The 16,318-nt window shown below is 64.4% G+C and carries 11 protein-coding genes, 1 pseudogene and 1 riboswitch; of the genes and pseudogenes, 2 read left to right on the forward strand and 10 right to left on the reverse strand.

The genetic code is table 11. From position 1 onward, the window contains the following. Positions 1 to 27 precede the first annotated feature (27 nt). The 8 genes from ABQJ48_RS23940 to ABQJ48_RS23975 form a co-directional block, all read right to left on the reverse strand. Positions 28 to 1,059, reverse strand: a complete 1,032-nt coding sequence (locus ABQJ48_RS23940) for an MlaA family lipoprotein (protein WP_367840481.1) — start codon at positions 1,057 to 1,059, stop codon at positions 28 to 30. A gap of 11 nt (positions 1,060 to 1,070) precedes the next feature. Continuing rightward, the gene (gene mlaD, locus ABQJ48_RS23945; RefSeq protein ID WP_367840482.1) at positions 1,071 to 1,610 is read right to left on the reverse strand and encodes an outer membrane lipid asymmetry maintenance protein MlaD; all 540 of its coding nucleotides are present in this window, start codon (positions 1,608 to 1,610) and stop codon (positions 1,071 to 1,073) included. A gap of 91 nt (positions 1,611 to 1,701) precedes the next feature. Then, positions 1,702 to 2,469 carry a lipid asymmetry maintenance ABC transporter permease subunit MlaE gene (gene mlaE / locus ABQJ48_RS23950; protein WP_367840483.1) on the reverse strand — a complete coding sequence of 256 codons (768 nt, stop codon included), beginning with the start codon at positions 2,467 to 2,469 and terminating at the stop codon, positions 1,702 to 1,704. Next, the gene (locus ABQJ48_RS23955) at positions 2,466 to 3,287 is read right to left on the reverse strand and encodes an ABC transporter ATP-binding protein (protein ID WP_367840484.1); all 822 of its coding nucleotides are present in this window, start codon (positions 3,285 to 3,287) and stop codon (positions 2,466 to 2,468) included. Before ABQJ48_RS23955 ends, mlaE begins: the two co-directional genes overlap by 4 nt. Before the next feature lie 93 nt (positions 3,288 to 3,380). Further along, positions 3,381 to 4,484, reverse strand: coding sequence for a thiamine phosphate synthase (gene thiE, locus ABQJ48_RS23960; RefSeq protein ID WP_367840485.1), 1,104 nt, complete (start codon positions 4,482 to 4,484; stop codon positions 3,381 to 3,383). Next, entirely contained in the window at positions 4,481 to 5,296 is an 816-nt protein-coding gene (locus ABQJ48_RS23965; protein ID WP_367840486.1) for a thiazole synthase, read from the reverse strand. The genes thiE and ABQJ48_RS23965 overlap by 4 nt, the downstream gene beginning before the upstream one ends. Positions 5,297 to 5,337: 41 nt before the next feature. Then, a complete protein-coding gene (gene thiS / locus ABQJ48_RS23970; RefSeq protein WP_367840487.1) occupies positions 5,338 to 5,535 on the reverse strand; it encodes a sulfur carrier protein ThiS in 198 nt (65 codons plus the stop codon). 20 nt (positions 5,536 to 5,555) lie between these two features. Then, positions 5,556 to 6,716: an FAD-dependent oxidoreductase gene (locus ABQJ48_RS23975; RefSeq protein ID WP_367840488.1), complete on the reverse strand. Its 1,161-nt coding sequence runs from the start codon at positions 6,714 to 6,716 to the stop codon at positions 5,556 to 5,558. 224 nt (positions 6,717 to 6,940) lie between these two features. Further along, positions 6,941 to 7,064, reverse strand: a riboswitch (TPP riboswitch). 437 nt (positions 7,065 to 7,501) lie between these two features. Here ABQJ48_RS23975 and ABQJ48_RS23980 point away from each other — a divergent pair. Together ABQJ48_RS23980 and ABQJ48_RS23985 are read left to right on the forward strand one after the other, a co-directional pair. After that, positions 7,502 to 9,253, forward strand: a complete 1,752-nt coding sequence (locus ABQJ48_RS23980) for an ABC transporter ATP-binding protein/permease (RefSeq protein WP_367840489.1) — start codon at positions 7,502 to 7,504, stop codon at positions 9,251 to 9,253. Between the two features lie 88 nt (positions 9,254 to 9,341). Further along, positions 9,342 to 9,596: pseudogene (locus tag ABQJ48_RS23985) on the forward strand (FAD-dependent oxidoreductase); the annotation flags it as partial. A gap of 176 nt (positions 9,597 to 9,772) precedes the next feature. Here ABQJ48_RS23985 and ABQJ48_RS23990 read toward each other — a convergent pair. Further along, complete coding sequence (locus tag ABQJ48_RS23990; RefSeq protein WP_367840490.1) at positions 9,773 to 11,242, reverse strand: glutamate synthase subunit beta; 1,470 nt, start codon at positions 11,240 to 11,242, stop codon at positions 9,773 to 9,775. Between the two features lie 127 nt (positions 11,243 to 11,369). Then, complete coding sequence (locus tag ABQJ48_RS23995; RefSeq protein WP_367840491.1) at positions 11,370 to 16,073, reverse strand: glutamate synthase-related protein; 4,704 nt, start codon at positions 16,071 to 16,073, stop codon at positions 11,370 to 11,372. Positions 16,074 to 16,318 lie beyond the last annotated feature (245 nt).

Below are 16,318 nucleotides of genomic sequence, written 5' to 3' on the forward strand. Positions count from 1 at the left end.
TCGTATCGATCTGTTACGGCGTCACGCTCAATGCAATTTCAAAGACGGAAAATTGAAACGCGCGGGGGGCACCAGCTCGCCTGCCGGAATCTGCGTTGTAGCCGGACCGCCGTTCAGATCCGTCGGCGCCGTTTCGCTGGCGCCGGATGCAGCTTCCGGGGCGGCGGCCGACGCAGCCTGCGGCGGCGTTGCAGGAGCAGTGCCGGAGGCCCCGGCCGCCTTGGCAGCATCACCCTGCGTGCCCGCGGCACCCGCCGTGCCGGTGACAGCGCCGGCCGGCGCTGCGGCCGCGCCGGAGTCGACGTCGTAGTTGGGCAACGGTGCTTCCTGATCATAATTCGGCAGCGCCGCCGAACGCCGGCCATCCGACAACAGATACTGGCGGCGTTGCAGATAGGCGTTGCGCACGAACGAGTATTTGTCGAGCGCGGCGCCTTCCAGCACATCGCTCGCACCGAGCAGGTTCGCGCGCACGTTGACTATGTTCAGGCCGTACAGCGCCCAGCTCAGACCCGGCGGATCGATGTAGCTCAACGGGTTCACATAGTAGTTGCCGAGCGAGCCGACTGCGTCGCGCACCGTGCTCGGTCCGAACAACGGCAGCACCAGATAAGGCCCTGACGGCACGCCGTAGTGGCCTAGCGTCAGCCCGAGGTCATTGTCGTGCTTCGGCAGCTTGGCGAGGGTGGCGACGTCGAACAGCCCGCCCACGCCGAACACGGTGTTGATCACGATCCGCATGATGTCCTGCACGCCGTCGGTGATCTTCAACTGCAGCAGGTTGTTCGCCGCAATGTAGACGTCGCCGATGTTCGAGAAGAAGTTCGTCACGCTGTCGCGCACCGGCTGCGGAGTGACGAACACATAGCCTTTGGCAACCGGCTTCAGCGCGTATTGATCGATCTTGTCGTTGACCGTGAAGACCGTGCGGTTGAAGCCTTCGAAGGGGTCGCCCTTGGTCGGCGTCTGCACGGTGGTGCAGCCGGCCAGCAGCGCCGCCGCCACCGCCACCTTGCCTAGCTGGAAGGGGCGTGGGACCCCGATGCTCGAACTGTGCATCCTTATTCTCCTTATTGGCCCGCGGCGCCAGAGGCGGGCAAACCCGGTGCCGGTGCCGCCGGCGCGGGTGCGGACGCAGCGGGCTTCGAGGCCCCCGAATCCGCGGCCTTGCTATAGAGGAATTGGCCAATCAGGTTTTCCAGCACGATCGCCGATTGGGTCATCGCGATCGTATCGCCGGCCTTCAGCGTTTCCGTGTCGCCACCGGGTTCCAGTCCGATGTACTGCTCGCCGAGCAGGCCCGAGGTGAGGATCTTGGCCGACGTATCCTTCGGAAACTGATACTGCCTGTCGATATCGATCGTGACCAGCGCCTGATATGCGTTGCTGTCGAAGCCGATCGACGCGACCCGGCCGACCGTCACGCCCGCGCTCTTCACGGGCGCGCGCGCCTTGAGTCCGCCGATATTGTCGAATTTGAGCTTGACCGGATAGGTTGCCTGGAAAGACAACGAGCTCATGTTGCCGGCCTTCAGCGCGAGAAAGAGCAGCGCCACGAAACCCAACACCACGAACAGGCCGACCCAGAAGTCGAGAGCAGTCTTTTTCATCGTCATCCCAAAGTGAATCCGCCACGCCGTCTGCCTTTGCGGCGCGGCGCGCGCCGCGCCGAGGCGCCGGTGGCAAATCTGCAGTGCAGTGTTAGCTGAACATCAATGCGGTCAGCAGAAAATCGAGGCCGAGCACCGCCAGCGACGCGTAGACGACGGTCCTGGTCGTTGCCCGCGACACGCCTTCCGGCGTCGGCTTGGCTTCGTAGCCCTGAAACAACGCGACGAAGGTCACTGCGAGGCCGAACACCACGCTCTTCACGACCCCGGCGCCGACGTCGCGCCACACATCGACGCCGCCTTGCATCTGCGACCAGAACGCGCCGGCATCGACGCCGATCAGCAGCACGCCCACCACGTAGCCGCCCAGCACGCCCACCGCGCTGAAAATCGCCGCGAGCACGGGCATCGCGATAATGCCGGCCCACAGGCGGGGCGCGACGACGACCTTGACCGGATCGACGGCCATCATTTCCATGGCGGTGAGTTGCTCGCCGGCCTTCATCAGGCCGATCTCGGCCGTCAGGGACGTACCGGCCCGGCCGGCAAACAGCAGCGCCGTGACCACCGGTCCGAGTTCGCGCACGAGCGACAGCGCGACCAGCAGCCCGAGCGCCTGTTCGGAGCCGTAGCGGTTCAGCGTGTAATAACCCTGCAAGCCCAGCACGAAGCCGACGAACAGCCCCGAGACGGCGATGATCACCAGCGAATAGTTACCCAGGAAGTGGATCTGCTTCGTCACAAGGCGCGGACGGCGGAGCATTGGGAAAAACTCGAGCAGCAACCTGAAGAAAAAGCGCGTGGCGTAGCCGGCCGAGCCGAGCCCGTCGATCACCGAGCGACCGATCAGACTGATCATGACGGCTCTCCGCCGATGCCGAAATCCGCCGCCAGCGGCGCATTGCTCGGGTAGTGGAATTTGAACGGCCCGTCCGGCGCGCCGTCGATAAATTGCCGCACGGTCGGATCGCTCGACGCGCGCAGTTCGGCCGGCGTGCCCTCGGCATGCAGCCCGCCATTGGCGAGAAAGTACACGTAATCCGCAATAGCGAACGATTCCGGCACGTCGTGCGTAACAAGGATGGAGGTCGCGCCGAGCGCCTGATTCAATGCGCGAATGAGGTTCGCCGTGATGCCGAGCGAAATGGGATCGAGGCCAGCAAACGGCTCGTCGTACATCATCAGCTCGGGGTCGAGGGCGATTGCGCGGGCGAGCGCCACACGCCGCGCCATGCCGCCCGAGATCTCGGACGGCATGAGGTCGCGGGCGCCGCGCAAACCGACCGCGTTGAGTTTCATCAGCACGAGGTCGCGCAGCAATTCTTCCGGCAGGTCGGTGTGCTCGCGCAGCGCGAACGCGACGTTTTCGAACACCGACATGTCTGTAAACAGCGCCCCGAACTGGAACAGCATGCCCATCTTGCGGCGCAGTGCGTAAAGCCCGTCGCGGGTCTGCCGGCCAACGTCCTGACCTTGGAAAAGAACCTCGCCGCGCTGCGCGCGCACCAACCCGCCGATCAGACGCAGCACCGTGGTTTTGCCGCAACCCGAGCCGCCCATGACCGCGACGACCCGGCCGCGCTTGAAGCGCAGATTGAGGTTCGACAGGACGAGCCGGTCGCCGTAACCGAAGTCGACGTCGCGCAGCTCGAGTAGGGTCTCGGGAGAGGAAGACACGAACAGACAGTCCTTTTACACGGAAGGCCGAATTATAGGGCCATCATGCAAAAGTTGCCGTGAGCCGCCCTGTCCCTTAACGTTGCCTGACCATTATCGCCCAAACCCTTGCTGCAGCGCAGAAACGGCGGCGGCCGGATCGGCAGCTTCGGTCACGGCGCGCACCACCGCAGCGCAGCCGACGCCGGTAGCCAGCACGTCGGGCAGCACTTGCAGGTCGATGCCGCCGATCGCCACCAGCGGCACGACGCCGTCGAGCAATCGCACGTAGCGGGCCAGACGCTTGAGACCTTGGGGAGCGGTCGGCATGACCTTGGTCGTGGTCGGGAACACGGCGCCCAGTGCAATGTAGCTAGGCCGGAAATGCAGCGCCTTCAGAATCTCGTAGAAACCATGCGTTGACAGACCGAGCCGCACGCTAGCTGAGGCCAGCGCCGACAAGTCGGCGGTATGCACGTCTTCCTGGCCGAGATGCACGCCGTATGCCCCGGCCTCGAGCGCGGCCCGCCAGTGGTCGTTGATGAACACCTGGGCGTCGTGCGCGCGACCGGCGGCTACGCAGCGCGCGATCTCGCGCTTCAGTTCGTCGGCAGGTTCGGCCGACTTACGGCGCAGTTGCACTGTCTTCACCCCAAAGCCCACGACCCGTTCGACCCACTGCGCGCTCGGCAGCACCGGATAGAGACCGAGCCGCTCAGGACAGCGTGCGAACGCCTGCGCCGGCGCGGTGGGCAAGCCAGCGACACGCGGAAAGCGCGCGAGATCGGCCGGGAACGGGTCGTCGGCGCGGGTTTCGTCGCCGTCGCGCCATGCCAGCGCCAGCACCAGCGCATCGTGCGGATCGAAGCCGCAGTCGAGGAAAGCGGCCAGCGCGGCGATCCAGTCTTCCGCCAAGTGGCCTTCGAGACGGTATTTCTCGCCGCCCAGATGCAACGTGACCTTGTTCTCGGCCGCCTCGATCACGCCGGCGCCCTGCACCAGCCAGCGCGCGACCTGCTCGCCGTGCTGCTGCGCGTCGGCGACCAGGATCAGGTCGCCGCCGTTGGGCTGGTCCGGCGCGCTCAGGCAGATGCGCCACGGCGCGTGCGTCGGCGGCCAGTCGCCGAGGCGCGCGCGGATACGCTCGGCGGCTTCGGTGAGCTCGTCAGCGGGCGGCCAGAACAGGTCGCGATCCTTCAACGTCAAAGTCTGTGTCATGCGACGCTCCCATCCTGATGCCAGAACGGCATGCCGACTACCGGCGTGCTCGCGTGCGCGCTTTCGCGCTCGGCCATCGGCCCGGCCAGATAGGCCGCGCGGCCCGCTTCGACACCCAGCGCGAACGCGCGCGCCATTGCGTCCGGACGCGTCGCCTGCGACACCGCGGTGTTCAGCAACACGCCGTCAAAGCCCCACTCCATCACCTGCGCCGCGTGCGAGGGCACGCCAAGCCCGGCGTCGACGATGAGCGGCACGTCGGGCAGCCGCTCGCGCAGCACGCGCAGCCCATACGGATTGATGACGCCCTTGCCCGTACCGATCGGCGCGCCCCACGGCATCAACGCTTCGCAGCCCGCGTCCAGCAGCCGGCGACCGATGACCAGATCTTCGGTGCAATACGGCAGCACCTTGAAGCCGTCCTTGACGAGCCGCGCGGCTGCTTCGATCAGGCCGATAGGGTCGGGCTGCAGCGTGTAGTCGTCGCCGATCAGTTCGAGCTTGATCCAGTCTGTCTCGAAGATTTCGCGCGCCATGTGCGCGGTGGTCACGGCCTCGCCAACGCTCAGGCAACCCGCCGTGTTCGGCAGCAGCGGCACGCCGTGGCGCTTGAGCAAATCGAAGAAGCCGGCTTCCGCGCCGCCCTGGTTCATCTGCCGGCGCAGTGCGACGGTCACCATGCCGGGCCGCGCCGCGTCGATCGAATCGGACAGCGACTGCAGCGATGGATAGCGCGAGGTGCCAAGCAGCAAGCGGCTTGCGAAAGTGTGGCCGTACAGCGTGAGCACGTCGGCGGTTCGGGGGGAAGTCATCTGCATCATCCTGGTCTCCGGCAATACGGGGCGGGCGGCGCTCAGCCGCCGGCCACGGGTTGCACGACATCGAGCCGGTCGCCCGGCCGCAGCGCGCGCGCCGCATGCTGGGTGCGCGCGACGAAATCGCCGTTGAGCGCCACCGCGAACGGTGGCCGCGCGCCGTAAGCGGCGAGCGCATCGGCGACGGTCGCGCCTTCGGGCAACGACAACGGCTTCTGGTTGATATGAATGTCCATGGTGTTCAAACACGGTTCAGTCAATGGCGAACAGCGGCCCGGCGCGCGAAGCTCGCGCCGGTTGCCGTGCAGTCCAGTTGGAAAAGTTCGCTCCAGCGCGCATCGCGGCGCCAGTCGGCAAACGCGTCGGCGTCGCCGATGCGGCCGTCGAGCAGCGCCGACGCGAAGCGCACGGCTTCGTCAGCGACCTCGGGCACGATCATGTAGCCGTGCCGGTATAGACCGTTCACGCGCAGCGTCCGTGCGCCATCCCAGAGGAGCGCGGGACGGTGGTCGGGAAAGGTGGGGCGGCACTGCGAATTCAGTTCGAGAATGCGCGCCTCGCCGAAGCCCGGATGCACGGAAAACGCAGCGCTCAACAGTTCGAGCGCCGAGCGCACGCTGACCGGCGACATGTCCTCGCCTTCGACTTCGGTGGCACCGATCACGTAAACGTCGTTCTGCTTCGGCGCGATATAGAGCGGATAGCGCGGATGGAGCAGCCGCACCGGGCGCGTCAGGTTGATGCCGGGCGCATGCACGCGCGCGACTTCGCCGCGAATTCCCCGCAGCGTGGGCAGCACGGGCTTCGCGCCCAAGCCCCGGCAGTCGATGATGACGCGCGCGGGCGGCAGCGCGTGGTCGTCGACGGGTGTATTCCAATGGGTTTCGGCACCGCGCTGCGCAAGACCCGCGGCGAGCGCGGACAGCACCTGGCGGTTATCCAGTTGGCCTTCGCGCGGCAGAAGCCATCCCTGACTGAAGCGGCCCGCCAGCGCGGGCTCGGCGGCGCCGAGTTGCGCGCCTGCCAGCGTCACGAAACCGCCATCGAGGAGTTCGGCCGGCGCGTTAGAGCGCACGCGGCGCTCGAACAGCGGCGCCTCGGTGCGGTCGGCGTGATGCCAGACGACCAGCGTGCCATTGCGTTGGAAGAACACCGGCTCCGGCAATTCGGCCAGCACTTGCGGCCAGCTTTCGAGCGAACTCGCGCCGAGCCTTGTGATCAACAATTCGGCGCTGGCGGCTTCGGCCAGCGGCGCCAGCATCGCCGCGGCGACCCACGCGGCGGCCTGCGACCCCGCCGCGTCGCCGCGCTCGTAAAGCGCCACGCGATGTCCTTGCGTGGCGAGCCGCCAGGCGACGAGGCGGCCGCAGAGGCCGCCGCCGAGAACCGCGAAGTCGGGGTGTGCCGGGTGGTTCATCGCGCGCACTCCCAGTCCGACCGGCGACGGCAAGCAATGTTGCCGCGCGATGCGCGAACGGCGCCGCGGCGCGAGGTGGAACACATGTCTGAAGAATAGGCGGTCATCGAATCCTTTCCGTACGGCCAAAAGCGCACGTACCCAGGACGAAACCGGCGGGTGAAGCCGGCCGGACGATGCGCGCGTACCGATGTACGGACGCCGCCCGGCGGGGAATGGAAGACTGACTGCTTCCGGAAACTTCCCGCGCCGGTATTACCCGGATCGGGTGCAAAGGGTGTCTCTCAGCCTCGCCGCCGCGGCGTGAACATCACGCCGCCTGTGGGCGAAGCACCCCTGTTTCGTCGCAGACCATTAGACCATAAAAGCCGCGGCGGCCGCAAACCAGGCGCTCGTCGACTCGGCCTGAGCTTGCTCCGACACCTCGTTTGTGCGCGCTGATGTGAGCGGCCTCGGCCGCTCTGGCACAATGCCAGGATCGGATGCCGTAACAGAGTGCGATTGGACGGCTAGCGTGTTCACACCCACTCAGCGGCAGCATCGACGGCACGCGTTTAAGCGAAAATTAATGTCCGCTTAAGGGGGTGCCGCCAGAATCAGGCGCTCGCCCGGACGCGCGTTTGGCGAAATGCGACGTCCGGTAAGTACCGCATCCCGTCGCACGACGGCCGAATATGGGGGAGCTTTGGGCGGGACAGTCCGACGCGGACCGGCCCGCCCGGGGCACGCCAGATGGGCCAACGCTTCAGACCATCACTTCGGGCCAGCACTTCATCAGGACGCTCATGACACCAAACACCTCTGCCAGCCCCGCGCTGCCGGTCGACGACAAAGTCTCCGCCTGGAGCCTGATCAAACCTTATTGGGTCTCCGAAGAGCGCAAAGTAGCGTGGGGTCTGCTCATCGCGATCATCGTGATGAACCTGCTCGTCGTGTGGATCAACGTGCGCCTGAACCGCTGGAGCGCCGACTTCTACAACGCGCTGCAAACCAAGAACGTGCGCGATTTCCCGCACCTGCTGATGGTGTTCTCGGGACTCGCGTTCGGCTTCATCATCCTCGCGGTGTACGGGCGTTATCTGCGCCAGATGCTCGGCTTCCGCTGGCGCCAGTGGCTGACCACGCGCTACCTGAACGAGTGGCTGCACGACAGCGCCTTCTACCGGATCGAACGCGACCGGCTGACCGACAACCCCGATCAGCGGATCAGCGACGACCTGCAATCGTTCGCCACTACGACGCTGTCGCTGACACTGGATCTGCTTTCCACGGTCGTCACGCTGGTGTCGTTCATCACGATCCTGTGGTCGCTGGCCGGCGCGCTGACCCTCTCGCTCGGCGGCATGCCGCTGCAGATTCCCGGATACATGGTGTGGGCCGCGGCACTGTACGCCGTGGTCGGTTCGCTTGTCATCCAGAAGGTCGGCCATCCGCTCGTGCCGATCAACTACCAGGCGCAGAAGGTCGAGGCGGATTTCCGTTTCGGCCTGATCCGTCTTCGGGAGAACGCCGAGCAGATCGCCTTCTACAACGGCATGGAAACCGAGAAGACGAACGCCCACTCGCTGTTCAGCCGCATCCGCGACAACTGGTGGCAGGTGATGAAGTACACCAAGCGGCTCACCTTCGTGCTGAGCTTCTATGGGCAGATCGCGATCATCTTTCCGCTGGTCGTCGCCGCGCCCCGCTACTTCGCCGGCGCGTTCACGTTCGGTGTGCTGATGCAGATCTCGAGTGCGTTCGGCACGGTCAGCGATTCGTTTTCCTGGTTCATCAACAGTTATGCGAGCCTCGTCGAATGGCGCGCAACCGTGAACCGGTTGCGCGAATTCCGCCGCGTCGTGCATGCGCCGCGTCTGAAGGAATCGGTCTCGCCTGCCACCGAGCACGGCGGCATCAATCTGCATTTGGTCGACTCCAATCAGCTGTCCACCGGCGGCCTCACACTCGCGCTGCCGAACGGCGATCGGCTATCCCGTATCCGCGATATCGCGATTCAGCCGGGCTCGCGCTGGCTGGTGCGTGGTCCGTCGGGCTCGGGCAAGAGCACGCTGATGCGTGCGCTCGCCGGGTTGTGGCCGTTCGGTGACGGCTCGATCGACGCGCCGGTCAACGCACGCATGATGTTCATCCCGCAGGTCAGCTACATGCCGATCGGCACGCTCAAAGCCGCGCTCGCCTATCCGTCGGCAGCCGACACCTACAGCGACGAGGAGTGCCGCGAAGCGCTCGTCGTCTGCCACCTGTCGGATTACGCCGACCGCTTGCAGGAATCGGGGCACTGGACGCGCATGCTGTCGCCAGGTGAACAGCAGCGGCTGGCCGCTGCCCGTGTACTGTTGCACAAGCCCGACTATCTGTTCCTCGACGAAGCCACCAGCGCGCTGGATGCGGAAAACGAAGCGCGTCTGTATCGTCTGTTCATGGAGCGGCTGCCGCGGGCGGCCATTGTCAGCGTCGCACATCGCGAATCGCTGGCGGCGTTCCACGACGAGACGCTCGAGGTCGAACGCTCTGGCGAAGCGGTCGCGGCCTGAGCGTCAGCATGACGAATATCCGCCACTCGACAGCGCCCGCCCGGCGCCTGTCGTGCTGATTATCAGCGCGGGGGCCAATCGCAGGTTGGCGCATTTCCAGGTCGGCAGCCATCCGATGACACCTGATGGCGCACCGCTGCCTGGTCCCTCGGGCGTCGCCAATGTGTGGCTCAACGTCGGGCACGGCTCGACGGGTTGGGCGATGTCGGTGGGCTCGGGGCGAGTGGTCTCGGATTTGATCGCGCAGCGGGAGCCGGAGATGGATCTCGACGGGCTGACGTTGACGCGGTATCGGACTAACAGCGCTCCTGTCATTCGCAATCCGCACTGCGGCGGACGTTAAAAAGCCGGGTCCGCCCTCTCGGGTGGCCCGGCTTTGTTTTTCACCGCCTTCACATGGCGCTCACGCACCGACTTGCGGCACATTGTCGTCTCCACTTCTTCCCGCAAGCAGCGACCGGTTTCCCTGCGTCACGCCAACCCATAGCGAAATCAACGAGGCAACCGGCCCAAGACGTTTTAGCGCGGCAGTTCCGAATGACCCATCAGGAACGCATCGACCGAGCGTGCGCACTGACGGCCTTCGCGGATCGCCCACACGACCAGCGACTGGCCGCGACGCATGTCGCCCGCGGTAAACACCTTGTCCACCGACGTGTAATACGCCTTGTCACCTTCGGTCGACGCGCGCACATTGCCGCGCGCATCCTTGTCGACGCCGAACGCTTCGAGCACCGGCGATACCGGCTGCGTGAAGCCCATCGCGAGCAGGACCAAATCGGCCTTCATTTCGAATTCCGAGTTCGGCACTTCCTGCATCTTGCCGTCCTTCCATTCGACACGCGCCGCGATCAGCTTCTCGACCTTGCCGTTCTTCCCTTCGAGGCGCTTGGTCGCAACCGACCAGTCGCGCTCGCAGCCTTCGTCATGCGACGACGACGTGCGCAGCTTGATCGGCCAGTACGGCCACACGAGCGGCTTGTTTTCTTCTTCCGGCGGTTGAGGCAGCAGCTCGAATTGCGTGACGCTCTTCGCGCCATGACGATTTGACGTGCCCACGCAGTCCGAACCCGTATCGCCGCCGCCGATCACGACCACGTGCTTGCCCTTCGCGAGCAACTGGTTCGGGACTTTGTCGCCGGCATTGACCTTGTTCTGCTGGGGCAGGAATTCCATCGCGTAGTAGATGCCTTCCAGTTCCCGGCCCGGCACCGGCAAATCGCGCGGCGTTTCCGAACCACCCGCGATCACCACCGCGTCGAACTGTTCCTTCAGCTCGGCCGGCGTGATGGTTTCCTTCGCCGTGTTGCCGATGTACTGCGGCAGGGAGCCTTCGCGGCCGATGAACACGTTGGCGCGGAACGTCACACCTTCGGCTTCCATCTGACGCATGCGACGGTCGATCAGCCACTTCTCGAGCTTGAAGTCGGGAATGCCGTAACGCAGCAGGCCGCCGATGCGGTCGTTCTTCTCGAACACAGTAACATCGTGCCCCGCGCGCGCGAGTTGCTGAGCGGCGGCCAAACCAGCGGGGCCGGAACCGACCACGGCGACCTTCTTGCCAGTCTTGTGCTTGGGCGGCAGCGGCGCCACCCAGCCTTCGGCCCAGGCTTTATCGATGATCGCATGCTCGATCGACTTGATACCGACCGGGTCGTCGTTGATGCCGAGTGTGCACGCCGCTTCGCACGGCGCCGGGCAGATGCGGCCCGTGAACTCCGGGAAGTTGTTGGTGGAATGCAGCACCTCGATTGCGTTCTTCCAATCCTGATGGAACACCAGGTCGTTGAAGTCCGGAATGATGTTGTTCACCGGGCAGCCGTTGTTGCAGAACGGAATGCCGCAGTCCATGCAACGGGCGCCTTGAATCTTGGCTTCGTCGTCGGTCAGTGCCGCGACGAATTCCTTGTAGTGCTTCACACGCGTGAGCGGAGCTTCGTACGCCTCGTGGAGGCGCTCGAACTCGAGAAAACCGGTTGCCTTGCCCATGTGGTTCTCTTCTCTATCTGTATCAGGTGGGGTGATCTACGCCCGCCGCGCGTCGAATCTTCGAGACGCGGCGGGCACGGCTAAATGTGGACGTGCGCGGGTGACGCAGCGCACCGGCTGCGTCCTGTCAAGCGGCGAGCACTTCCTTGCTCGCCTTCTTCGCAGCCAGCTCGCCGAGCGCGCGCTTGTATTCGGTCGGGAACACCTTCACGAATTGACGGCGCGACGCATCCCAGTTCTCGAGCAGCGCTTTGGCACGCGGAGAACCGGTGAACTGAAAGTGGCGCTCGATGAGTCCCTTGAGCAGCGCTTCGTCCGTCGTCGCGCAATGCCACAGGCCCTTGTCGACCGTGCGTTCCTGTTCGGCCTGTTGCAGAACAGGGTCGAGCGCGACCATCGACTTGTTGCACTTGCTCGCGAACATTCCATCCGGATCGAACACATAGGCGATGCCGCCCGACATGCCGGCCGCGAAGTTACGGCCCGTTTCGCCAAGCACGATCACCGTGCCGCCCGTCATGTATTCGCACCCGTGGTCGCCTGTGCCCTCGACAACCGCCGTCGCGCCAGAGTTACGCACGCAGAACCGCTCGCCCGCAACACCCCGGAAGAACGATTCGCCTTCGATCGCGCCGTACATCACCGTGTTGCCGCAGATAATGTTCTCTTCCGACTTGCCGCGGAAATCGTTGGTTGGCCGAATGATGATGCGACCGCCCGACAGGCCTTTGCCGACATAGTCGTTGCCGTCGCCGACCAGGTCCAGCGTGACGCCCTTCGCGAGAAACGCGCCGAAGCTTTGACCCGCGGTGCCTTTCAACTGGATATGGATCGAGTCGTCGGCGAGGCCGTCGTGTCCGTACTTCTTGGCGATCACGCCCGACAGCATCGCGCCGACCGTGCGATTCACGTTGCGCACCGGCTGGATGAACGAGACGTGCTCGCCCTTCTCGATCGCGGCCTTCGCCTTTTCGATCAGCGTGTGGTCGAGTGCCTTGTCGAGGCCGTGGTCCTGAACGTCGACGTGCTTGCGCGCCACCTCGGCCGGCACTGGCGGCAGATAGAACACGCGCGAGAAGTCGAGACCCTTCGCTTTCCAGTGCTCGATGCCCTTCTTCGTATCCAGCAGTTCAGCGCGGCCGATCAGGTCGTCGAACTTGCGGATACCGAGTTGCGCCATGATCTCGCGCGCTTCTTCCGCAACGAAGAAGAAGAAGTTCACGACATGTTCCGGCTGACCCTGGAACTTCGCACGCAGCACAGGATCTTGCGTGGCGACGCCGACCGGGCAGGTGTTCAGATGGCACTTGCGCATCATGATGCAGCCTTCGACGACGAGCGGCGCCGTCGCGAAGCCGAACTCGTCCGCGCCGAGCAGCGCGCCGATCACGACATCGCGTCCGGTCTTCATCTGTCCGTCGGCCTGCACGCGAATGCGGCCGCGCAACCGGTTCAGCACCAAGGTCTGCTGCGTTTCGGCCAGACCCAGTTCCCACGGCGTACCGGCGTGCTTGACCGACGACAGCGGCGAAGCGCCCGTGCCGCCGTCATGGCCGGCGATGACCACGTGATCGGCCTTCGCCTTCGCGACGCCTGCGGCAACGGTGCCGACGCCCGATTCGGACACCAGCTTCACCGAAACGCTGGACACCGGGTTGACGTTCTTCAGATCGTGAATCAGCTGCGCCAGGTCTTCGATCGAGTAGATGTCATGGTGCGGCGGCGGCGAAATCAGGCCGACGCCCGGCACCGAATAACGCAGCTTGCCGATGTAATCAGACACCTTGTGACCCGGCAACTGACCGCCTTCGCCGGGCTTCGCGCCCTGGGCCATCTTGATCTGGATCTGATCGGACGATGCCAGGTATTCCGCCGTCACGCCGAAACGGCCCGAGGCCACCTGCTTGATCCGCGAGCGCAGCGAATCGCCTTCCTTCAACGGAATGTCGACGACCACTTCGTCGCCAATCACGGACCTCATCGTGTCGCCGGTGCGGATCGGAATGCCGCGCAGCTCGTTGCGATAGCGGTTGGGGTCCTCGCCGCCTTCGCCGGTGTTCGACTTGCCGCCGATCCGGTTCATGGCGACGGCCAGCGTGGCGTGCGCTTCGGTACTGATCGAGCCCATCGACATCGCGCCCGTCGCAAAACGCTTGACGATTTCCTTCGCCGGTTCGACTTCGTCGAGCGGGATGGCCTTGGTCGGGTCGAGCCTGAATTCGAACAGGCCGCGGAACGTCATGTGGCGCTTGGTCTGATCGTTGATCAGATGCGCGTATTCCTTGTACGTCTGGTATGAGTTGCTGCGCGCCGAATGTTGAAGCTTGGCGATCGCATCGGGCGTCCACATGTGTTCTTCGCCGCGCACGCGGTACGCGTACTCGCCGCCCGCGTCGAGCATGTTGGCGAGAATCGGGTTGTCGCCGAACGCATCGCGGTGCAGACGGATCGCTTCTTCGGCGACGTCGAACAGACCAATCCCGCCGACCTTCGACGAGGTGCCCTTGAAGTACTTCTGCACGAGGTCTTCAGCCAGCCCAACCGCTTCGAAGATTTGCGCGCCGGTGTACGACATGTAGGTCGAAATGCCCATCTTCGACATGACCTTCTGCAGGCCCTTGCCGACTGCCTTGGTGAAGTTGTAGACCGCCTTCTCCGCCGACAGGTCGCCCTTCATGCCGGCTGCGAGCTGGCCGAGCGTTTCCATCGCGAGGTACGGGTGCACGGCTTCCGCACCGTAGCCCGCGAGCAGCGCGAAGTGGTGAGTTTCGCGCGCCGAACCCGTTTCGACGACCAGACCCGTGCTCGTGCGCAGCCCTTGTTGCACGAGGTGCGTATGGATCGCGGCGGTAGCCAGCAGCGCAGGAATCGCGACGTTGTCGCGGTCGGTCTTGCGGTCCGACACGATCAGCATGTTGTAGCCGGACTTGACCGCGTCGACGGCTTCCGCGCACAGCGACGCGAGACGCGCTTCGATGCCTTCCTTGCCCCATGCCACCGGATAGCAGATGTTCAGTTCATACGAGCTGAACTTGCCGCCCGTGTACTGATCGATCGCGCGGATCTTTGCGATGTCCTTGAAATCGAGCACTGGCTGCGACACTTCGAGACGCATCGGCGGGTTGATGTTGTTCGTGTCCAGCAGGTTCGGCTTGGGACCGATGAACGACACCAGCGACATCACCAGGTTTTCGCGGATCGGGTCGATCGGCGGGTTCGTTACCTGCGCGAACAGCTGCTTGAAATAGTGATAGAGCGTCTTGTTCTTGTTGGACATGACCGCGAGCGGCGAGTCGTTGCCCATCGAGCCGACCGCTTCCTCGCCGGCCTGCGCCATCGGCGCCATCAGGAACTTGAGGTCTTCCTGGGTGTAGCCGAACGCCTGCTGGCGATCCAGCAAAGCAGCGGCTTCACGGCGTTCCGTCGCGACGTCCTCTGCCTTGGCCTCGATCTCGTCGAGCTTGATCCGGACCGCGTCGATCCAGCTCTTGTACGGCTTGGCGTTGGCGAGGTTGTCCTTGAGTTCCTTGTCGTCGATGATGCGGCCGTGTTCCATGTCGATCAGGAACATCTTGCCCGGCTGCAGACGCCACTTCTTGACGATCTTCGACTCGGGAATAGTCAGCGTGCCCGCTTCCGACGCCATGATGACCAGGTCGTCCTCGGTGACGAGATAGCGCGCCGGACGCAGACCATTACGGTCGAGCGTCGCGCCGATCTGGCGGCCGTCCGTGAACGCGATTGCCGCGGGGCCGTCCCACGGCTCCATCATCGCGGCGTGGTATTCGTAGAACGCGCGGCGGTTGTCGTCCATCAGCGTGTGCTGCTCCCAAGCTTCCGGGATCATCATCATCATTGCGTGGACGAGCGGGTAGCCGGCCATCACCAGCAGTTCGAGACAGTTGTCGAACGACGCGGTGTCGGATTGCCCTGGATAGATGAGCGGCCACAGTTTCGGCAAGTCGTCGCCGAGCACGTGGCTGGCGATCGCGCCGGTACGGGCGTTCAGCCAGTTGACGTTGCCCTTCACCGTGTTGATTTCGCCGTTGTGGGCGATCATCCGGTACGGGTGAGCGAGTTCCCACGCCGGGAACGTGTTGGTGGAGAAGCGCTGGTGCACCAGCGCCAGCGCCGAGACGGTGCGTTCGTCCTGCAGGTCGCGGTAGTACACGCCCACCTGCCCGGCCAGGAGCAGGCCCTTGTAGACGACAGTGCGCGCCGACATGGACGGCACGAAGTATTCCTTGCCGTGTTTGAGCTTGAGCGCCTGGATGCGGTGGCTCGCGGTCTTGCGGATCACGTACAGCTTGCGCTCGAGCGCGTCGGTCACCATGATGTCCTTGCCGCGGCCGATGAAGATCTGACGGATCAGCGGCTCGCTCGCTTTCACGGTGGGCGAAATCGGCATCGTGTGGTCGACGGGCACGTCGCGCCAGCCCAGCACCACCTGGCCCTCGGCCTTGACCGTGCGCTCGAGTTCCTGCTCGCAGGCAAGGCGCGATGCATGCTCCTTGGGCAGGAACACCATGCCGACGCCGTACTCGCCGTTCGGCGGCAATGTCACGCCCTGCCTGGCCATTTCATCGCGATAAAAGCCGTCCGGGACCTGGATCAGGATCCCCGCGCCGTCGCCCATTAGCGGATCGGCGCCCACAGCGCCCCGGTGGTCGAGATTCTCGAGAATCTTCAAGCCTTGCTGAATGATGTCGTGGCTTTTCTGGCCCTTGATGTGAGCGACAAAGCCGACGCCGCAGGCGTCGTGTTCGTTTTGCGGGTCGTACAGACCTTGGGCGGCGGGAACCGGGTGAATCGGTTGCTGGGGGTCGTTCATGGGGACACCGTCTGTGTGGGGGCCGGACAGGCCGTTAAACCATTTTTCTATTGCCGCGGTGTGCGCTGCAACCGCGACGGCGTTTCCGAGCGGCGCGCTGCGCATATCAAAAACGCCGGAATTCGGAATATACGCGACGAATCAATTGAATAGCAAATAAAACGTGGTGATACGTCCCCCATTATCAGATTGGTGCATTGCGGTCTGCATTAATTAGTGCCATATCGAAACGGAGCAAAAGAAAA

This window comes from Paraburkholderia suaedae (assembly GCF_040812055.1).
Classification (GTDB): Bacteria; Pseudomonadota; Gammaproteobacteria; order Burkholderiales; family Burkholderiaceae; genus Paraburkholderia.